General features: G+C 34.2%; 18 protein-coding genes, 1 pseudogene and 1 riboswitch. Of the genes and pseudogenes, 4 read left to right on the top strand and 15 right to left on the bottom strand.

All coding sequences use genetic code 11. The annotated features are described in order from the left end of the window. Nucleotides 1–243: 243 nt before the first annotated feature. On the bottom strand, nt 244–1,341 hold the full coding sequence (gene trmA / locus J3U19_RS07545) for a tRNA (uridine(54)-C5)-methyltransferase TrmA (protein WP_267341328.1): 1,098 nt from the start codon (nt 1,339–1,341) through the stop codon (nt 244–246). 425 nt (nt 1,342–1,766) lie between these two features. Between trmA and srmB the strand changes: the two genes are divergently transcribed. Beyond that, nucleotides 1,767–3,074: an ATP-dependent RNA helicase SrmB gene (gene srmB / locus J3U19_RS07540; protein ID WP_267345908.1), complete on the top strand. Its 1,308-nt coding sequence runs from the start codon at nt 1,767–1,769 to the stop codon at nt 3,072–3,074. Nucleotides 3,075–3,195: 121 nt separating this feature from the next. Continuing rightward, nucleotides 3,196–3,798, top strand: a complete 603-nt coding sequence (locus J3U19_RS07535; RefSeq protein ID WP_267341331.1) for a peroxiredoxin C — start codon at nt 3,196–3,198, stop codon at nt 3,796–3,798. A 114-nt stretch (nt 3,799–3,912) separates the two neighbouring features. Here the strand turns inward: J3U19_RS07535 and J3U19_RS07530 are convergent, their stop codons facing one another. From J3U19_RS07530 to eco, 8 genes and pseudogenes are all read right to left on the bottom strand, one after another. Then, on the bottom strand, nt 3,913–4,227 hold the full coding sequence (locus J3U19_RS07530; RefSeq protein ID WP_267341332.1) for a DMT family transporter: 315 nt from the start codon (nt 4,225–4,227) through the stop codon (nt 3,913–3,915). Between the two features lie 23 nt (nt 4,228–4,250). Then, entirely contained in the window at nt 4,251–4,574 is a 324-nt protein-coding gene (locus J3U19_RS07525; protein ID WP_267341334.1) for a DMT family transporter, read from the bottom strand. A gap of 1,068 nt (nt 4,575–5,642) precedes the next feature. Further along, nucleotides 5,643–6,287: a 3,4-dihydroxy-2-butanone-4-phosphate synthase gene (ribB, locus tag J3U19_RS07520; protein ID WP_267341336.1), complete on the bottom strand. Its 645-nt coding sequence runs from the start codon at nt 6,285–6,287 to the stop codon at nt 5,643–5,645. Nucleotides 6,288–6,501: 214 nt separating this feature from the next. Continuing rightward, a riboswitch (FMN riboswitch) is annotated at nt 6,502–6,642 on the bottom strand. Nucleotides 6,643–6,755: 113 nt separating this feature from the next. Continuing rightward, the gene (locus J3U19_RS07515; RefSeq protein ID WP_416380234.1) at nt 6,756–7,514 is read right to left on the bottom strand and encodes an ABC transporter permease subunit; all 759 of its coding nucleotides are present in this window, start codon (nt 7,512–7,514) and stop codon (nt 6,756–6,758) included. Nucleotides 7,515–7,757: 243 nt separating this feature from the next. Beyond that, nucleotides 7,758–8,642, bottom strand: a pseudogene (potH, locus tag J3U19_RS07510) (putrescine ABC transporter permease PotH); the annotation flags it as partial. A gap of 312 nt (nt 8,643–8,954) precedes the next feature. After that, nucleotides 8,955–10,091 (bottom strand): putrescine ABC transporter ATP-binding subunit PotG, encoded by a 1,137-nt coding sequence (potG, locus tag J3U19_RS07505; protein ID WP_267341339.1) that lies wholly within the window; start codon nt 10,089–10,091, stop codon nt 8,955–8,957. Between the two features lie 102 nt (nt 10,092–10,193). Further along, nucleotides 10,194–11,303: an extracellular solute-binding protein gene (locus J3U19_RS07500; protein WP_267341341.1), complete on the bottom strand. Its 1,110-nt coding sequence runs from the start codon at nt 11,301–11,303 to the stop codon at nt 10,194–10,196. Between the two features lie 311 nt (nt 11,304–11,614). Beyond that, nucleotides 11,615–12,109 (bottom strand): serine protease inhibitor ecotin, encoded by a 495-nt coding sequence (gene eco / locus J3U19_RS07495; RefSeq protein ID WP_267341342.1) that lies wholly within the window; start codon nt 12,107–12,109, stop codon nt 11,615–11,617. Nucleotides 12,110–12,210: 101 nt separating this feature from the next. Between eco and ydiK the strand changes: the two genes are divergently transcribed. Together ydiK and pssA are read left to right on the top strand one after the other, a co-directional pair. After that, complete coding sequence (ydiK, locus tag J3U19_RS07490; RefSeq protein WP_267341344.1) at nt 12,211–13,263, top strand: AI-2E family transporter YdiK; 1,053 nt, start codon at nt 12,211–12,213, stop codon at nt 13,261–13,263. 141 nt (nt 13,264–13,404) lie between these two features. After that, on the top strand, nt 13,405–14,760 hold the full coding sequence (gene pssA / locus J3U19_RS07485; RefSeq protein WP_267341346.1) for a CDP-diacylglycerol--serine O-phosphatidyltransferase: 1,356 nt from the start codon (nt 13,405–13,407) through the stop codon (nt 14,758–14,760). 342 nt (nt 14,761–15,102) lie between these two features. Here pssA and J3U19_RS07480 read toward each other — a convergent pair whose 3' ends face one another. From J3U19_RS07480 to J3U19_RS07455, 6 genes are all read right to left on the bottom strand, one after another. After that, a complete protein-coding gene (locus J3U19_RS07480; protein WP_267341348.1) occupies nt 15,103–16,077 on the bottom strand; it encodes a sugar-binding transcriptional regulator in 975 nt (324 codons plus the stop codon). Nucleotides 16,078–16,100: 23 nt separating this feature from the next. Beyond that, nucleotides 16,101–16,880: a triose-phosphate isomerase gene (locus J3U19_RS07475; RefSeq protein WP_267341350.1), complete on the bottom strand. Its 780-nt coding sequence runs from the start codon at nt 16,878–16,880 to the stop codon at nt 16,101–16,103. Between the two features lie 210 nt (nt 16,881–17,090). Then, nucleotides 17,091–18,203 (bottom strand): glycerol dehydrogenase, encoded by a 1,113-nt coding sequence (locus J3U19_RS07470; RefSeq protein WP_267345904.1) that lies wholly within the window; start codon nt 18,201–18,203, stop codon nt 17,091–17,093. 68 nt (nt 18,204–18,271) lie between these two features. Next, entirely contained in the window at nt 18,272–18,928 is a 657-nt protein-coding gene (gene dhaL / locus J3U19_RS07465; RefSeq protein WP_267341352.1) for a dihydroxyacetone kinase subunit DhaL, read from the bottom strand. Between the two features lie 17 nt (nt 18,929–18,945). Further along, nucleotides 18,946–19,944, bottom strand: a complete 999-nt coding sequence (locus J3U19_RS07460) for a dihydroxyacetone kinase subunit DhaK (protein ID WP_267341353.1) — start codon at nt 19,942–19,944, stop codon at nt 18,946–18,948. Between the two features lie 44 nt (nt 19,945–19,988). Then, on the bottom strand, nt 19,989–20,333 hold the full coding sequence (locus J3U19_RS07455; protein WP_267341355.1) for a Lin0368 family putative glycerol transporter subunit: 345 nt from the start codon (nt 20,331–20,333) through the stop codon (nt 19,989–19,991). Nucleotides 20,334–20,335: the final 2 nt, after the last annotated feature.

Below are 20,335 nucleotides of genomic sequence, written 5' to 3'. Positions count from 1 at the left end.
TTAATTCGTTTGTTTAGTTTTGTTATAGTATTCAAACAATGATTCATGAGGCTAGACATTATTGTTTCATTGTTTTATTTCCTTTCATCCATTCCTTGCAATTTAATGCAGCCCTAGTTTATCTAGGGTTTTTTTTTATCAAAAGCGAGATTATCAACTTCTATTAACCAATGAATTAATAATTATTTTGGTATGAAGCGCAGTTATTTTAGCAAACTTAACCATTCTTGGGTATGCCTATATCTATTTTTTATGTAACACAACACCACTTTCAATATGATCGGTATACGGGAACTGGTCAAACATAGCAAAATGCTTAATACTATGAGTTTCTATCAATTGCTGTAAATTATTCCGTAAAGTAAGAGGATTACAAGATATATAAATAATCGTATTGTAACTTTTAAGCATATTCATTGTGTCATTGTCTAATCCAGCACGAGGCGGATCAACCAATACCGTTTGGCATTGATAATCATCAAGATTAATATCTTTCAATCGATTAAATTCACGTTCTTTTTTAATGGCACTGGTGAACTCAGAGGCGGATAAACGTGCAATAATTAAATTATCAATTTGATTTATCGCAATATTATATTGCGCTGAATATACTGATGCCTTTGCTATTTCTGTCGCTAACACTTTACGAAAGTTCTGAGCCAAAGCAATAGAAAAATTACCATTGCCACAATAAAATTCAAGTAGATCACCTGACAAATCTTTTGTCACTGAAATTGCCCATTCAAGCATTTTGATATTCACTGCGGCATTAGGTTGAGTAAAACTATTTTCTACTTGTCGATAAATAAAGGTTCTATCCAATACAGGTAAAGATTCATCAACATAATCGACATCAATGGCAATTTTTTGATTACTTGCTCTTCCAACGATATTAGCATTGATCCCCTGCACCGCAAGTTGTTGCTTAAGCTTATTTGCTTCATTAATCCAATCATCACCTAACTTTTTATGATACAGAAGCGTAATAAGTAATTGTCCACTCATTGTTGAAAAATAATCTATCTGAAACAATAAATGACGTAATAATTGATTATGCTTAAGCAGGGGTAAAATGGCTTTCATTGCCTGATTAATCAATTTTGTCGCAATTGGGAAATCATCTATTCGTGTGCGCTTTTTTGTCTTTTTGTCATACATAATATGGTAAATGTCTATACCATCATGCCAAATTCTAAATTCAGCACGCATACGATAATGACTGATAGGTGAACGATAAACCTGTAATTCTGGAAGAGAGAAATCGCTAAAAATTGTTTTTAAATGAGTTGTTTTATTTTTAAGTTGAAGATTATATTTATCGGTCGAAAAAATTTCAGTCATATTCAGTAGTGGATGATTTTGCAAATTGTTAAAAGAATTATTGTCTATGATAAAATAACAACACAATTGTTTTAACTCATTAAGTAAACCATAGTATCCATAAAGTAGACATTAAGTCTATCTGTTATTTTTACCTAATAATAGCCAAATTGTGCTTGGTATTTTAACTTAAAGATAAAGTGTAATATAAATAAAGCCAATGTTACAAGCATTGATAAAATTAATGAGTAAATCATTCGTAATTATTATACTTAAATGTATGCTTAACCTTAAACTTTTTTATACAGCATTGGATTATTTTTAAATGAGATATCGTAAAATTATTGAAATGAGTATGAATGTGAGTTACTCACTACGTTTTATTGATTGTAGTTATAACGATTGCCGTTATAATGTGTCACAAAATTTAAGATAGAATGATCAATATGACTGCAAAAACTTTTTCAGATTTAGAATTAGAAGAGATTTTAATTCAAAATCTTCAAACACAAAACATCCACACGCCAACAGTAATCCAAGCTCAAACGATTCCCGTCGCATTAGAGGGAAAAGATATTTTAGGTTCAGCACCAACAGGTACAGGTAAGACACTTGCATTTTTAATTCCGGCTGTCCAACATTTATTGGATTTTCCACGTCGTAAACCAGGACCTCCTCGTATTTTGATTTTAACACCTACTCGAGAGCTAGCTATGCAAATAGCTGAGCAAGCGAAACTCTTAACTCAATCCACTCATTTAAGCATTGCTACAATCACTGGGGGCGTTGCTTATATGAATCACGCTGAAGTATTCAGTAAAAATCAAGATATCGTGATTGCAACAACTGGACGCTTATTACAATACATTAAAGAAGAAAATTTTGACTGTCGAGCTGTTGAAATGCTCATTTTAGATGAAGCAGACCGCATGTTAGATATGGGGTTTTCACAAGATGTTGAAACCATATCTGCTGAAACTCGCTGGCGCAAACAAACTCTACTTTTTTCAGCTACCCTTGAAGGTAAAGGATTACATAGTTTTGCTAATCGAATATTAAACGAACCTATTGAAATTAATGCCGATCCTTCACGCAAAGAACGTAAAAAGATTTTACAGTTCTATTATCGATCGGATAATTTAGAACATAAAGTGGCTCTGCTCATTCATTTATTAAAACAAGAAGATTTCAAAAAAACGATCATTTTTGTACGTAAGCGTGAACGAGTGCATGAACTAGTTAGTGTATTACATCAAGCCGGTATCCATAGCTGTTATTTAGAAGGTGAAATGGTGCAAGCTAAACGTAACGAAGCGATTAAACGAATGAACAACAATACTGTTAATGTTCTGGTTGCTACTGATGTTGCTGCTCGTGGCATTGATATTGATGATGTTACCCATGTTATTAATTTTGATGCACCTAAAACAGCCGATGTTTATTTACATCGTATTGGTCGTACTGCGCGCGCCGGAAAAAAAGGAACCGCTATTATGCTGATCGAAGCTCACGACTACGAATTGTTACAAAAAATTGAGCGTTACATCAAAGAACCAATAAAATTACGAACTATTGATGAGTTACGTCCAAAAACAAAAACCCCAAAACCGGCGACTAAGAAAAAACCATCACAAAAAGCCAAATTGAAAAGTACAGCCAAAAAAGAAGATAACAAAAAGAAAAAGATCAAACTGCGCCATCGTGACACCAAAAATAAAGGTAAACCGAAGAAATTAATAAATACCACCGAATAATAATTTATTAGTTAATAGTTTAAACTTATGGTATCAATTGTTTATAACAACTTGGAGTGTAAGTTTAAATTGCTATAATGTTCAGCATATTAGATTGCATTAAATAGTTAGGAGAAGCATTATGACATTAGTCACTCGTAAAGCCCCAGATTTTACATCAGCAGCAGTGTTAGGTACAGGTGAAATCGTTGAAAATTTCAATTTAGCTAAACATATTAATGGTAAATATGCTGTTGTATTTTTTTGGCCAATGGATTTTACTTTTGTATGTCCATCAGAAATCATCGCTTTCGATCATCGTTTAGAAGAATTTAAAAAACGTGGCGTTGAGATCATTGGGGTTTCGATGGATTCACAATATGTGCACAATGCATGGCGTAATACTCCACAAGATAAAGGCGGTATTGGTGAAGTGAAATTCCCAATTGTTGCTGATATAAAACATTCAATTATGCAAGCTTATGGTGTTGAACATCCTGAAGCGGGTGTTGCTCTTCGCGCATCATTCTTCATTGATAAATCAGGTATTGTTCGTCATGAAACCATCAATGATCTACCAATTGGTCGTAATATTGATGAAATGATTCGCATTGTGGATGCTTTCCAATTCCATGAAGAACACGGAGAAGTTTGTCCTGCTCAATGGACTAAAGGTAAACAAGGTATGCAGGCCAATCCAAACGGTGTTGCTAGCTACCTAAAACAACATGGTAACGAGATTTAGTACACTATTTTCTTTTTTATTCATACATCCTTTTAGCTTACACTTTGCTGAACCGGAGTTTATCTCCGGTATTTTTTTCTTTAAATAATTGCAGTGCATAACGCTTTTTTTTGACTATAGCGTAACGTGTAATCCCACAATTCCGACAATAATAAAAGCAAGCCCAGATAAACGTTGAAGATTTTTCGGTTCATTAAAAATGAACATATTAGCTAACACCGCACCTGAAGTACCAAGTCCTACCCATACTGGATAAACTATACTTAAATCTAAATAATGAAGTGAAAAATAAAATAAAGTGAATGAAACAAAAAAACCACCCCAATAGAGCATTAATCGAAACAGGCTTTTTCGTTGCGAATAAAGCTTAAGACCAATAGCGCCTATTACTTCAAAAATTGCAGCTGTTAAAATAAATAACCATCCCATATTGTAACCCAAATTTCAGTTGATCAGCTATCTGCTCGTTTAAGTTGCACAACGCCAATAATAATTAGTGCAACAAAAAATATTTCAATAAGTTTAATTTCTTTACCAAACACTACCATATCAATAATTAATGAGCCAACTGCTCCGACACCAGAAAATATTGCATACACAGTACCAGTAGGGATAGTTTTGCATGCGTTCGTTAAAAACGTAAAATCAATAAAAATTATCAGTATAATAATAACCCAGTGCCACCATTGACTAGCAGTAGCGAAACCAAACACCCAACACAATTCAAAAAAGCAGGTCATTATCACAAATACCCACTCTTTATTCGCGCTAAACATAGTTACCCCGTTTTTGTTACTATCTATTTTTTATGCAATTTATATTAGATAAATTGCTAATTCTGCTATTTTGCCAATGAGAATCAACAAAACTAAAGATGGTTCGCAAACAAAGCATTTGCCACCAAGAGAACTTAAATATTATTTGCAAAGAAACAATTTGATTGAATGCTAATTAGAATTTTCAAAATTAGTATGAAATTGAAACCTCTATCGTCCCTAAAAAATTTTATTCTTATTTATCATACTTATAATATATTCTATACTGAAAAAGCTCAAAAATCAAGAATAAAATTGTTATTATTCAATGTTTCATATATTTATGACTCAAATTAGAGTATAAAACGAAAACAAAAAATAACATAAAAAGCTAGATTATTTCCATCATAATAATAAATTATGATAGTAACTTTGATGACTATTAAAACAATAAAAACTAAAATGAAAGTTTAGTAATGACAAAAACTATCCACTCAAACTCGTTATAAATCGTAGTGTTAATCCTATTAATGGTTATTCTACCCTTTACTGAATTTTTTAAAATTACAAAATTCCCTTCGTCTAACAAGGGTTCATTGAACTGATGATCTATGCCGACTATAGAATAAAGATTTTATTAAATAATATTGCCCAGAAAAATTTAAACTAGCATAAGAACTAAGTTGGTGAGTGAAACGATCAGTAGTTTTATACCTAAGATAATCATATTATTGTATCCATACTAAGTAACTGCCGATAACTATGACAATAGATCGATTTTTGATCTCATTATTCAATAAAATCAGAATATATTTTGGCATTATAAATAAATCATCACCGTCTTTTATTTTTCAATGCGACATTAAAGTCAGTTTTTTTGAAAATTAATTATTGGAATGGATGTTGATTGGCAAGCTGTTATAATGCGTTATTATAAATAATAGACGCTAACGTGACATAATTTATCTGAAAGGCTAACCGCTTGATGAAACATAAATTAGTGAATATATTAATGTTCAATGATACGTTTAATCATAGGATGTCCCTGCCGAATAGTTAATTCGACAGTTTACATCCATATGTGAGATGTTAGATATGAAAAGTATTACGATAAGTTACAATATCTTCGATTGTAACAACAGGTAAATGATGCTGTTTTGCAAATTCGACAACTTGTGGTGCTCTCGCCATCGAACCATCATCATTAGTCAACTCACAAATTACTGCAGCAGGTTTAAAACCAGCTAAAGAAACCAGATCAACTGATGCTTCAGTATGTCCTCGTCGATTCAATACACCGCCTTCTTTAGCAACTAATGGAAATACATGACCAGGATGATTTAAATCACTGGCTTTGGCATTATCAGCAACGGCAGCTTTTACAGTGGTTACCCTATCTGCGGCTGATACACCAGTGGTAACACCATTTGCAGCTTCAATAGTAATGGTAAAAGCGGTATGATTTTTACTGGTGTTATTGGCTACCATCATAGGCAATTCTAATTTGTCACAATAAGATTGCGGCATGCATAAACAAACAATACCACTACCATATCGAATAGTTAGCGCCATTTGTTGTGTGGTAATTGTTTGCGCCGCCCAAATGATATCGCCTTCGTTTTCACGATCTTCGTCATCTAAAACTAACACGCCAGATCCAGCTTTGATTGAAGCAATCGCTTTTCCTACTCGCTCGATTGGTGTTCCAAATTCATTTAAATTGAACTGATTCATGGTAGATACCTATCCTGTTTTATTAAGTTATTTATATTTATTCCTAATCAATTGATATATAACTAATTCAAACAGATATTTGTTGTAAACACTTGATGAAAATCCTTACCAAAATCAAAATTGAATTAGTTAAATTATAAATATATTCAATACCAGAATCAGGGCAAGTGCTTGACCATAGTGATTTTGCAAAAAAGCAAATATAGAAAAGATAAGCCACTCTCTTTCATCCAGACTTTAACTGTCGGCTTTGGAATTTCACCAAATCTGCTTGTCCTTAATAAAATTGATTTTTACTAAGCGCTCGTGGGCTATAACCACCGGTGGGGAATTGCACCCCGCCCTGAGAATTTTATCAGCGAACTGACTGCACACACTATAATATAAAACAAAAGAAAAAACACGGTTATTTTATTAAGTAAAAAAAATTGCCGCATGAAGCGGCAATGAGTGAAATCGATAATGTCATCAACTCATTCGAATTTCACGTAAATGTTGTTTTTCAACTTCTCTCATCCAAATCCATGAAATGAAACCAATAATACCAACAATTAATAAAATAATAGTCGCTAACGCATTAACTTGTGGATCGACACCTAAACGTACTTTAGAAAAAATCAATTTTGGTAATGTCATTGCACCTGGCCCTGTTACAAAATTAGCGATAACCACATCATCAAGTGATAAGGTAAATGCCAACAACCAACCAGAAACAAGTGCTGGAGCAATCATAGGTAAAGTAATGATGACAAATACTTTCAACGGATTTGCACCTAAATCTAATGCAGCCTCTTCAATTGACCTATCCAACTCTCGTAATCTGGCACTAATAACAACTGTCACATATGCAGTACAGAAGGTTGCATGAGCCATCAAAATAGTCATTGCACCTCGCTCTTTAGGCCAACCAATCACTTGTCCCATCCCAACAAATAACAGTAATAATGCCAAACCAGTGATTACATCAGGCATAACGAGGGGTGCAGTTGTCATAAAGGAAAATAAATGAGAACCGCGAAATTTTTTAAATCGAATAATGGCTAATGCAGCCAAGGTACCAAGTACAATTGCTAATGAAGCAGCGCCGGCAGCAATACTTAAGCTTAATCCTACGGCTTTAAGTAAAGCTTCATTATGAATTAATTCAAAATACCATTTGAACGAAAATCCGGCCCAAACTGTTACAAGTCTTGAATTGTTAAATGAATAAACGATTAAAATAATCATAGGGATATATAAAAAGGATAAAGACAATATAAGAATTAATCCTTTTAAACATCGACCTAATAGCGATATTGTTACAACTGCGGTTAAAATAAGGCTAAATACTAAACACCCCACATATAAGCTAACACTACCCAATAAAGCAAACCCTGACGCTGAAATTATCATCGACAGCACCAATGAACCTAAGAATGAGGAGATAAAAACAATCAATGCAGATCGCATAATTAATGGTAAATTGTTCATTTATTTATCTCCCATTTGTCGATTCTGAAATTTATTAAAGTAGTAAATAGGAATAATTAATATTAATAACATAACTGTTGCAACAGCAGAAGCTGCTGGCCAATCATGATTATTAAAGAATTCAGTCCATAATTGAGTACCTATCATTAAACTGTCCGAAGGACCGAGCAGTTCAGGTATTACATATTCCCCTACCGCAGGAATAAAGACCAACATTCCTCCAGCAATAACTCCATTTTTAGTTAATGGGACAATAATCCTAAAGAAGGTATTAATTGGCTTACTACCTAAATCTAAAGCCGCTTCAACAAGCGTAGTATCGACTTTGCTTAACGATGTATATATAGGTAATACAACAAATGGTAGATATGAATACACAATACCAATATAAACCGCCAAATAGGTTTTCATAATGATTAATGGCTGATCAATCACTCCCAACCACATTAAGAAATTATTTAAAAGCCCATTAGGGTTTAAAATACCAATCCATGCATAAACACGAATCAAAAATGAAGTCCAAGAAGGCAAAATAATCAATAATAATAAAATATTTCGATTTGATGGTTTACATTGTGATATAGCCCAAGCTAATGGGTAACCTATCAAAATACATAACAGTGTTGAAATTGCTGCTACTTTTAATGATTGTAAATAAGAATTTATGTAGATAGTATCTTCAAATAAATTAAAATAATTGTCAAAATTTAAAACAATATTAAGTAGACCATCTTCATAACTCAACAGATCTGTATAAGGAGGCACAGCGATAGCGGCTTCCGAAAAACTGATGCGAAAAACAATCAAAAATGGCAATAAAAATAGTAATAGCATCCATAAATAAGGAATCGCTATAATCAATAAACGCCCATATAATGTCATCAAGTCAGAATCATCTCGTTGTAGGCGCATCTTTCTAAATGCAAAATAAATCGCCACTAAACCTACCCCAGCAGGTATATATAAAATACTGCCTGCTATAACTAAACGGTAAGCAAATTTAGAAGGTTTATAATGCACTAAATATGCACCTAAACAAGATAATAATAGACTTAATACCATAGAGGCAAATAAAGCATCTAAAAATAAATTATCAAATGCATTTGTAGCTACAAAACGTAAATAAACATTGAGTAACACCAATGCATTAAGAAACAAACCACAATAAATGGATCGCATCAATATATCCTCTTGTGTTTATTCAGTAAGTACAACGCAACTATCAATTTCCCAACTGAGATTAACCGTATCGCCCCAAGTAGGCATTCCTTTACGATATCGATGTTCGTTTTGCAGTTGAGCAATAATAATTTGTCCACTTTGCAATTTAACGTGGTAAATAGAAAGATCCCCTAAATAGGCAATTTCAACCACTTCACCGGTTGCAAAGTTATAGCCTTCTTTTGGTATTTCATCGCAAAGTTTAATTTTTTCTGGCCGTAAAGCAACCTGAATAGGAACACCTTCAACAGCGGGTGAATCATAATCTACTTTTAAAGGATGTTTAATCATAGGACAATTGATGATTAATCCATCTTCTAAAGTTTCTTGCAAAATTCCGTCAAACACATTGACTGAACCAATAAATTCGGCGCTATAACGGCTATTTGGATGTTCATAAATCTCTTCAGGCTCACCAATTTGAACAAATTGTCCTTTGTTCATAATCGCAATCCGTCCTGCCATTGTCATGGCTTCTTCTTGATCATGAGTAACCATTACACAAGTAGCACCCACCTGCTCCAAGATGCTAACAACTTCAAGCTGCATTCGATCACGCAGTTGTTTATCTAATGCTCCCATCGGTTCATCTAAAAGGAGTAATTTAGGTCTTTTTGCCAAACTTCTTGCTAAAGCGACACGTTGTCTTTGTCCACCAGATAATTGGTGTGGTTTGCGCCTACCAAACTCTTCCATATGCACAAGTGCTAACATTTCTTCAACACGATACTTAATTTCACTCATTTCTAATTTGTCTTGAATTAGGCCGAAGGCTATATTTTGCGCAACCGTCATGTGAGGAAAAAGAGCATACGATTGAAACATCATATTGATAGGACGGTTATAAGGTGGGACTTGGGATAAATCCTTACCATCAAGAATAATCTGTCCAGATGTTGGTTGTTCAAAACCAGCAAGCATCCGTAATAATGTCGATTTTCCGCTACCAGAAGCACCTAGTAAAGCAAAAATTTCTCCGGTGTAAATGGTTAAATTGATATCATCAACAGCATAATAATCATCATTGAAAACTTTCGTTAAATTTTTGATCTCCAATAGTGGAGTTATCATCTTTTTTTTAGGCTGTACCTGAATTGTTGTTTTATCGTTCACGCTTTTTTCCTCATAACAACAAGCCATAAAAAACGAGACGGAAAGATCATTAAATCTCTCCGTCTAGAATAAATAAGTCAATTAATTGACACTTTCAAACGGTTATTTACCTGTTTTAAGTTTTGTCCATGTGCGAGTAATCACACGTTCAAGTTTAGGCTCTTTCACCGTTAAAGTAAATAACTTTTCCATCACTTCCGAGCTTGGATAAACCGCTGGATCGTTTTTCACCTCAGGATTTACAAACTGTTCGTTAGCAACTTTATTTGCACTTGCAAACTTAACATCATTAGTCACTTGTGCAGCAATTTCTGGTTTCAAAATGAAGTTTAAAAACTCATGCGCCTCATCAGGATTTGCAGAATCTTTTGGAATAGCAAATGTATCAAAGAACACTAATGCGCCTTCTTTCGGAATTTGATAACCGATGTGCACACCATTTTTTGCTTCATTGGCTCTATCACGAGATTGTAAAATATCTCCAGACCATCCTAAAATCACACAAATATCGCCATTTGCTAAATCAGTAATATATTGAGATGAATGAAAATAACGGATATAGGGTCTGACTTTTGACAATAATTCATAAGCTGCGCCAGTATAATCTTTGGCATCAGTACTATTTGGATCTTTGCCTAAGTATTTTAGAGCACTTGAAAAGATTTCAGTTGGTGCATCTAAAAATGCCACACCACAATCTTTAAGTTTTTCCATATTTTTAGGGTTGAAAACTAAATCCCAACTATCAACAGGAGCATCATCTCCAAGCCGTTCTTTTACTTTATCAATGTTATAACCGATACCTGTAGTCATCCATACATAAGGGATCGCATACTTGTTATCCGGATCATGGGTAGCCATTAATTTCATTAAATTTGGATCAAGATTTTTCCAATTTGGCAATTTATTTTTATCTAATGGCAGATAAATATCAGCTTTAATCTGTCTTTCTAAAAAACTGTCTGATGGTGAAACCACATCGAAACCAGAATGGCCAGCCATTAACTTACCTTCAAGAGCTTCATTAGAGTCATACACATCATAAACGAGTTTGATTCCGGTCGATTTTTCGAAATCGCTGATAGTGCTATTACCAATTTGACCTGCCCAATTATAAAAATGCACAACACGATCTTTGGCTATAGCAGATTGAGATAATGCTAGTGAAACACCAGCTATGATTGAAAGAATTGTTTTACGTTGAGTAAACATGCTCACCACTTCTCCTCTAGTTAGGGATATTACATGTTAGACACAAGCCCATTGTGAAACACAACAGACCCCCAAATTTTGCCATTATCCTTGTTAAATTATATGGCGAAACCGAGATAATCAGGTCATTACAAGTCATTAATAAAGCTAATGAACATGTAGAACATACCTTGCATTACGAGGGATAAAATACCTTTTTTTTTTGAGATGTCTACTTAAAAAATCAAATATCTTGAGTTTCAGGATTGAGTGATTATATTTTAATCAAACAATCCTTGTTTCACCGAAAATTAACGGTTAATTAACTTCTTTTATTCGGCACTCGCTTGAAGTAATTTAGAGCCTGGTTGCCAAACACGATATTTAACTGTTAAATCACTTGGTACATAAAATACAATTGGTAAACGACTATTGTAATCCAATAATCCCAAATTATGATTCATAGTAACAAATTGATTTTTATTCGTGCCTTCAGGACAAGCCATAAGCGTTGAAATCCCATCATTAACCTTATCAACAACGTAGTAGTTGTATCCCCATCCTTTTAATTCTTCCTGCTTAATCATTCCACCTAATCTGTGTGCATTACAATCGGTATTCATCTCTTTACCAATTAAAACTTCCACTCTTGCTTTATTTTCATTAGCCAACGAAGGAAGGTGAATTGCATAGCGAGTATAACCAGCCATAGCAACCGGATAAGGTGCGGTGTCATTGGCATTTTGAACTGGATTATTTAGTTTTGGTGTTGTTGAACATGCAGGTAATACTATACTCATTAACATCAATAACAATAATTTTTTCATTTTTATATCTCCATCAAAGATTTATCATTTACACTATCATATGATTTTTTAATGATAGTGGGTATAATAACACCATTTAGATTAATAAAAATGGTGCACAAATGCCAGCAGAAAAAAATACATATGATTTATTAAAGTTAATTTTAAACTTATTACTGATTGGTTTACTAATCATTATAACCTATCGTGTTATTGAAGCTTTCTTATTCGGTTTCTTTTGGGCCGTAATGGTGGTTATTGCTACCTGGCCATTAATGATAAAAATACAGAATAAAATGTTTAATAAACGCTGGTTATCGCTAACAATAATGGCATTAATTTTAGCTCTTGTCTGCATTATTCCATTTATTTTAATTATTAGTAGCGTCGCCCAAAATGGTCATCATTTAATTGAATGGGCCAAATCTTTATCACATCATGAATTACCAACATTTGACTGGATAGAAAGCATTCCAGCTTTCGGACCAGAATTGCATCAAAGTTGGCTAAATGTAATCAAAACAGATGGTTCAGATCTGGTTTCAAGTATTCAACCTTATATTGGAACATTAATAGGATGGTTGTTATCACAAGCAACCAACATCAGTATATTCATCTTCCATGCGGGTGTCATGATCATTTTCAGTTTATTACTTTATCTCAAAGGTGAAAGTATTACCAAATACGTTTATTTATTTGCTAATCGTTTATCTAAACAATATGGCGCAATTACCGTCACGTTAGCAGGACAATCAATTCGTGCAGTCGCCCTTGGTGTGGTAGTAACGGCAATTACTCTAGCCTTAATTGGTGGGATCAGTTTTATTATTACTAATATGCCATTAGCTGGAGTTTTAACCCTGATTTTATTTATCTGTTGTGTTGCGCAGATCGGACCTGTCATTGTGATGCTCGGTTGTATTATTTGGCAATTTTGGAATGGTCATACTCTCTCAGGTATTATATTGATTGTTATAGCAATCATTTTAACCACTCTTGATAGTGTAATGCGTGCATATTTAATAAAAAAAGGCGCTGATTTACCTTTTTTATTGATTTTATTTGGGGTAATTGGTGGACTACTCAGTTTTGGTATGATGGGATTATTTATTGGTCCTGTAGTATTGGCATTGACGTATAAGATCATTCAAACATGGATTAATGAACAATCATAAGAAAATGATACTGACTAGCTAACTTGAACAAGAAAAATCAGATAAACAATATTGACTCAGGCCTATGACATAAGGAGTGTTATTTTCTGGCTTAAAGTGTGTTATTCTACAATTTGAACCAGTTACAATAATATATGAATCATGAGAATACCTTTTATTAAATATAACCATCAAAAGCATCTTAATGAATTAGCTAAAATCCGGCAACATGCTGATCAATATCGTATTTTGTATGATCCTAAAGCATACAGACAAGCTATACTTAAAAAAATCAAAAATGCCAAATTTCGAATTTATATCGTTGCACTCTATTTAGAACAAGATGAAGCGGGGCAAGAAATACTTAATGCGCTTTACCAAGCAAAAATAATGAATCCTAACTTAGATATTAAAATCTTTGTAGATTGGCATCGCGCACAGCGCGGTCGAATTGGAGAAGATAAAACGCACACCAATGCGGTTTTTTATCATAAAATGAAATTACAGCATCCTGATGTTGATGTTCCTGTATATGGAGTGCCAATTAATCGCCGTGAAGTGCTTGGAGTCTTACATCTCAAAGGATTTATTATCGATGATACGGTCATATATAGTGGCGCTAGTCTGAATAACGTTTATCTGCATAAACTCAATAATTATCGTTATGACAGATATCATTTTATTACCAATAAATTACTTGCACTAAGTATGATTGATTATATTGATAATAACTTTTTACATTTTGATGCGTTACAACGTTTAGATGATGCAGAACATAAATCACGTAAGCAAATTAAATCTGAAATCAAAGTGTTACGTCAACATCTTTCGGAAACAAATTATCAATATACCAATAATGCAAATAATCATGAGTTATCCGTATCACCCATTGCTGGTCTTGGTCGCAATAATGCATTAAATAAAATTATTCATCATTTAATTAATTCTGCACAACATAAGATTATTTTGTGCACGCCATATTTTAATCTGCCGAATATTTTAGTTCGTGACATTATTCGTTTGCTTAGAAAGGGTAAACAAGTTGAAATTATTATTGGTGATAAAGAAGCGAATGACTTTTACATCCCTGAAGATAAGCCATTTAATATTTCCGGCGGCTTACCTTATTTGTATGAAATCAATTTAAGAAACTTTATCGAACGTTTGCAGTCTTATGTTGATAAAGAACAGTTAATTATTAGATTATGGAAAGATAATGATCAAACTTATCATTTAAAAGGTGTTTGGGTTGACAATGAATGGATGTTAATTACTGGAAACAATCTTAACCCAAGAGCTTGGCGTTTAGACCTTGAAAATGGAATATTGGTGCACGATCCTAAACAAGAATTACAAGAACAAATCACCAATGAACTTGATACAATACGCCAAAAAACGACATTAATTACACACTTTCAACAGATCCAAGCTAGCCAATTTTATCCAAAGCAAGTCCATAAATTAATAAAAAGATTGAGCCGTATCCGCGTGGATAGAGTGATCAAACGTCTATTATAATTATCTGATATGAATTAAGTTAGACATAATAAATTTAAATAAGTTAGATTTAAAATTATCAGTTTGGCGTTAAAACAACATGCTCTAGTGCATTTATCCGTGTACTAGAGCCATAATTTATTTAACCACCTATAAAAATAAGCACCCAAATCAAATTTAAAAAATGGAGAGTTGCTCATTACATATTGTAATGGAAACACAAAACGCTATTAACGGATTGCTTTGGATTAATAGAGCTAATATTAATCGCTTATGTAACCGGTATCATTATTACATGATTTGGATAATTACGTTATTTTTATACTCAAACATAGAGTTAACCTCAAACTTTTTTACAATCGATTATTTAATCTGATTTTGTTGTAAATTGAGTACCGTTCGAGCATTTGATGCACTCGTTGCAATAATGTCAATTACCCCTGAACGAAGCGCGCCTAAAATCGCTGTTGCTTTTGTATTTTCTGAAGCTATGGCAATAACACACGGAATATTACGCAATTCATCAATACTAAGACCAATGACGCGATCATTCATGACCGTATCTACGGGCTCACCATTAATATCAAAAAAGCCATAACCTGCAATATCACCCACCACCCCCTGTTTTAAAGTTGCATGAGTTATCTCTTTTGGAGTAAACCAACCTAATTGCACCATGTAACTATTTTCGTTCATATCACCAATACCAACTAAAGCAATATCAGCCTTAGCTGCTCGCTCTAAAGTATCTTTGATAACTCTATTTTGAATAAAAGCTTCTTTAAGTTCACGATTTTCAACATAAGCAGGGGCATAAAGCGTTTCGCTCGTTGCATTAAATTTTCTGGCTAAGCTTCGGCTAATATGATCAGCATCAATAAGTTCTCCAACCCTTTGGGTGCCGCCAATACCGCAAATAAATTTACACCTTTTTTCAGGGTAAACGCCTACATGACTTGCAATGGCTGCAACATTACGACCTTGTCCAACAGCCACCGTTACGCCTTTTTTTAAAACACTTGATAAATAGTTAGTCACAAGTGCTGCTACTTGTCTACGTTGTTCATCCTCATCTTGATGATCCAATGCGATGAGCGCACGTTTTATACCAAAACTATTAATAAATTGTTGTTCGATTCTTGAACTAAATATTGGATGATATTTAACATTAATTTCTACAATTCCTTCAGATCTGGCTTTTTTCAGTAACCGACCGACTTTAATGCGAGAAATACCAAATCGCTTAGCAATTTCTTCTTGCGTCTGTTCATACTCATAGTAAGCAACAGCAATTTCGGTAAGTAACTCTGTTTCTTGCTTATCTTCAAATATATCCATTATTTTAGCCTTTTGTCATAACATTAATGTTGCTGATTAATAGCTGATAATATATTACAAAAATCTTTCGCTTGCCATGCACCTCGGCCAATAAATAAACCATCAATGTCTGGTTGAGCAATTAACGGTATTGAATTTTCTAGATTCACACTGCCTCCATATAACAGTAGCATTTGTTGGGCTATCTGTTGACCATAAAGTTGGATTAAAGCCGATCTCAGTTGCTGATGTATATATTGAGCCGCTTCTGGAGTCGCTGCAATACCCTTTTCACCAATAGCCCATATTGGCTCATAAGCTATAATCACTTGGGTTGCGTGCTGTTTATCAATTTCAAATAAGGAAATTTTCAGCTGTTTCACAACAGCTTCAGTTGACACACCTAAAGACCTTTCTTCATCACTGTCACCAATACAAACTAAAGGCGTTAATCCATGTTTTAAAGCAGCCTTCACTTTTTTATTAATCGCTATATCATTTTCACCAAAATTAGATCGACGTTCACTATGCCCTATTTCGACAATTTTTGCTCCGGTATCTTTGACCATGATAGGTGATATTTCACCAGTAAAAGCACCTGAATCTTGAAAATGCATATTTTGGGTACCGGTTAAACAATTAATATTATAATTTAGCAGATAATCAGAAACTTCACGAACACAAGTGAATGGCGGAATCACAAATGGTTGGATTTGAGATTTTAAGTTTTCCGGATAAAAAGTCTTAAATTGCTCACAAAATAATAACGCTTCAGCAAGAGTTTTATTCATTTTCCAACTGGTGCCTATGTATATTTTTTTCATAACTCATCCTTTAAATCACCAAATAATTTTCAGGCAAAAGTGTTAGTCTCTTTAAATATGAATAAATGATTAGTATGACATTAGGATAAAAATAGCTCAACTTATCATAGACTTAATAAACTTATTTGCCTTGAACCATTTGAAAAGGTCATATAAAAAACACTTTATTCTCGAATTTTATCCTTTCAAGAACAAAGTGTTATTGCAATTTTATTTAATGCCTAAACGTTTTTTATAACTTTTAACATGGTAATCGGTCGCTTTGATAGCTTGAATAACATCATCAGCAGTAACTTTAAAAGGTAGGCTATGAATAGTTTCAACCGGATCAATGGCTTTTTTCCCAATGAGTTGAAACTCTTCTTCGGTAATTTTATCTAAATGCACTTCTTCTAACGTAATGGGTAAACCAAGCTTGATATATAAATCCATATATCGCTCAAGTTCATCAATTGGACGACCTTCTAAAACAAGTTGAGCAATGGTTCCATAAGCTACTTTTTCACCATGGGTTAAATGATGTACATCACCTGGTACAGCAGTAAAGCCATTATGAATAGCATGAGCAGCACCTAATCCCCCATTTTCAAATCCCAAACCACTTAGTAAAGTGTTGGCCTCTATTACAGCTTCTAATGCTGGTGTTACTAATTTTTGTTCATTGGCTTCAACAGCTAACAATGCGTATTCAAAAATTGTTTTTTCACATTCTCTTGCAATTGCTTCTCCTGCTATGGTAGCAATCCCTCCGGCATCTGTCTTATGGCAACTGCGTATAGAGGTTCTCGCTTCAACCCAAGTTGCCAATCCATCAGCAATACCCGATTTTAATGATCTTACTGGAGCATGAGCAATAACTCTTGTATCAACTAGTACTAAGTCTGGATTTTTATAATGGTGCCATAAGAAATCAAAAACCCCCTCTTCAGTATACACAACAGAAACTTTCGCAGTAGGCGCATCGGTTGATGCAGTTGTCGGTACACACACTTTGGGTATGTTATATTTTGCTGCCAGCGCTTTAGCCGTATCTAAGGTTTTACCCCCACCGACACCAATAATTGCATCAAACTTTTTAGATTTATACTCTTCAAGTAATCGATTAATTTCTACCATTGAACATTCGCCATTAAAAACAGCTTTGGTAATGTTTAGTCCGGTTTTTTGTAATGAATCGGCGAGTAAATTAGCAGCAATATTCCAAATGTTTTTATCTGCTAGTATTAAAAAATTAGTGCCAAAAGGTTTGATATATGCATCAGCACGTGTAAGTAGATCTTTACCTTGTACATATCTGTTAGGGCTTACAAAAACCTTATCCATATTGATTTCCTCGTATAAACACATCACTAACCAATTAATTATTAATAAATAATAACTAATTTACTTCTCTAGAATGACTTCTCTAGTTTTAATTGCTGTAAAAATTCATTCATTATCATCCATGCTGATTCAGATCCTGCGTCCCTATGACCAATTGCCCTTTCACCTAATCGCATTGACCGACCTTTTTTAGCAATTAGATCAATAGTATTGTCCGAGCCTTTTTTCATTTCACTAATGCAAGTCTCTAATGTTTTAATCGGATCATCCTCTTCCTGATATCTTTTTAATACATTAAGCCCTGGAATGAGTGCATCGATCATAGTTTTATCATTGAGTTCGGCTTTCCCACGCATTTGTACGGCTTCAACGCCATCTTGATACATTTGGCAAAATTCTTTAAATGTTACTGCTTGTTTTCCAACAGTATGGTTAGCCATTTTCATAAAAAAACTTCCATATAATGGTCCTGATGCTCCGCCAACCTTACTTAATAAAATCATGCCAATTTTTTTCATCAATTCTGCGATATCCGCCGTTGTATCCGATAACATGTCAAGTTGCTTTGAAACTTCACGAAAGCCAATGGTAAGATTGATACCGTGATCACCATCACCAATATCTGAGTCTAATTGACTTAAATGATCACGATTTTGTTCTGCCATATCAGCAATTTTTTTAAAGGTCTCAATAAAGTAGGATTTAGTCAGTTCCAAAGCACTCATTTTTTTCTCCTAGATAATTAATAGGCAATCTTGAAATAAGGTGTATCGCAAGGATGGCTTAATAGTTCTTTCAACTCATCATCAAGTTTAATAATTGAAATTGACATCCCGACCATATCCATAGAAGTGACATAATTACCTACAAGAGGTTTATAAATCTTTATCCCTATTTGTTCGAGTAATTTATGAGCTTTTCGATAACAGATATATTGATCCATTAACGCCAAACCGCCTAATCCATTAATCAGCAATTGAACTTCATCACCAGTTTGTAGTTTTGATTCTTGTAAAAGATGTTCGATTAATTGACTTACTACAATATCGGCACTTTTAAGCTTAGTTCTTTCAATGCCAGGTTCACCATGAATACCCATTCCGACTTCCATATCACCGTCACGCATATCAAAAATTACTTCACCTGTAACGGGCAATGTACAAGAAGATAATGCAACACCCATAGAATAAGTATTCGCGTTGGCTTTTTCAGCAAGCTTCTTAACTTTATCTAATTCATACCCTTTAGCCGCAGCACTGGCTGCAATTTTGAAAACGAACACATCACCAGCTACCCCTCGCCGTTCGTCAACATTTTGTGAGGAATAGATATCGTCCGTCACGATAACAGTTTCAACGCGAATCCCCTCTTCAGCCGCTAATTCTGCGCCCATATCAAAATTCATTACATCACCGGCGTAATTACCATACACGAAAAGGCATCCCTTTCCACAATCAACGGCTTTGACAGCTTCATAACAATATTCAGGAGAAGGGGACGTATTTACATTACCAACCGCAGCTGCATCTGCAAAATCTTTACCAACGTATCCTAAAAACGCTGGTTCATGTCCTGAACCACCACCAATAATTACTCTTACTCGGGGTTCAGAACTCATATGTTTACTTACCACTACTCGATCGCAATTTTGTTTAAGTTCAACATAGTTGCTGTGTGCCAGACAATAGCCTTCTAACATCTCTTCAACAACATCATAACCATCATTAATTAACCTTTTCATAGTGTTACCTCTAACCATCCTTCCAATATTTACTGCATCACTAATCAAACAAGGAAAAGTGACAATATATATCCGCCAACAATACCAGCGCTCACAGCTGCCACTACATTTTTAGCTGATTTAAGTTTGCTGCCGCCCGTTAAAGCTGAAGCCACCCATACACCGATTCCAGCAGCTAACCCTTGATCAACCCATACCGAACCACTTTGAGTAATCATTGGTGTTGTAATGCCATGATTAATACACCAAACTGTACCTACAATGAAGGCTGCTGCCATCCATCCACCAATAGGTCCCCAATTATCTACCATCCTTCCCCATGCCATGCGTATCACGAATGGAAAAATAAAAGCACCAATCACAGTAGCTATCGCAAGTTTTATAGGCATAA

It is taken from the genome of Gilliamella sp. B2828, from assembly GCF_026537125.1.
Taxonomy (GTDB): domain Bacteria; phylum Pseudomonadota; class Gammaproteobacteria; order Enterobacterales; family Orbaceae; genus Gilliamella.
This window is presented reverse-complemented; position numbering and strand designations above follow the sequence as displayed.

Bases quoted from the DNA above. Each gene is read 5' to 3' on its own strand.
- J3U19_RS07460 (WP_267341353.1), bottom strand. From the start codon at position 19,944: ATGAAAAGGTTAATTAATGATGGTTATGATGTTGTTGAAGAGATGTTA.
- ydiK (WP_267341344.1), top strand. From the start codon at position 12,211: ATGCCAGCAGAAAAAAATACATATGATTTATTAAAGTTAATTTTAAAC.
- trmA (WP_267341328.1), bottom strand. From the start codon at position 1,341: ATGACTGAAATTTTTTCGACCGATAAATATAATCTTCAACTTAAAAAT.
- J3U19_RS07480 (WP_267341348.1), bottom strand. From the start codon at position 16,077: ATGGATATATTTGAAGATAAGCAAGAAACAGAGTTACTTACCGAAATT.
- ribB (WP_267341336.1), bottom strand. From the start codon at position 6,287: ATGAATCAGTTCAATTTAAATGAATTTGGAACACCAATCGAGCGAGTA.
- J3U19_RS07515 (WP_416380234.1), bottom strand. From the start codon at position 7,514: ATGATTATTTTAATCGTTTATTCATTTAACAATTCAAGACTTGTAACA.
- J3U19_RS07530 (WP_267341332.1), bottom strand. From the start codon at position 4,227: ATGGGATGGTTATTTATTTTAACAGCTGCAATTTTTGAAGTAATAGGC.
- dhaL (WP_267341352.1), bottom strand. From the start codon at position 18,928: ATGAGTGCTTTGGAACTGACTAAATCCTACTTTATTGAGACCTTTAAA.
- J3U19_RS07475 (WP_267341350.1), bottom strand. From the start codon at position 16,880: ATGAAAAAAATATACATAGGCACCAGTTGGAAAATGAATAAAACTCTT.
- J3U19_RS07470 (WP_267345904.1), bottom strand. From the start codon at position 18,203: ATGGATAAGGTTTTTGTAAGCCCTAACAGATATGTACAAGGTAAAGAT.
- pssA (WP_267341346.1), top strand. From the start codon at position 13,405: ATGAGAATACCTTTTATTAAATATAACCATCAAAAGCATCTTAATGAA.
- eco (WP_267341342.1), bottom strand. From the start codon at position 12,109: ATGAAAAAATTATTGTTATTGATGTTAATGAGTATAGTATTACCTGCA.
- srmB (WP_267345908.1), top strand. From the start codon at position 1,767: ATGACTGCAAAAACTTTTTCAGATTTAGAATTAGAAGAGATTTTAATT.
- J3U19_RS07525 (WP_267341334.1), bottom strand. From the start codon at position 4,574: ATGTTTAGCGCGAATAAAGAGTGGGTATTTGTGATAATGACCTGCTTT.
- J3U19_RS07455 (WP_267341355.1), bottom strand. From the start codon at position 20,333: ATGCCTATAAAACTTGCGATAGCTACTGTGATTGGTGCTTTTATTTTT.
- J3U19_RS07500 (WP_267341341.1), bottom strand. From the start codon at position 11,303: ATGTTTACTCAACGTAAAACAATTCTTTCAATCATAGCTGGTGTTTCA.
- J3U19_RS07535 (WP_267341331.1), top strand. From the start codon at position 3,196: ATGACATTAGTCACTCGTAAAGCCCCAGATTTTACATCAGCAGCAGTG.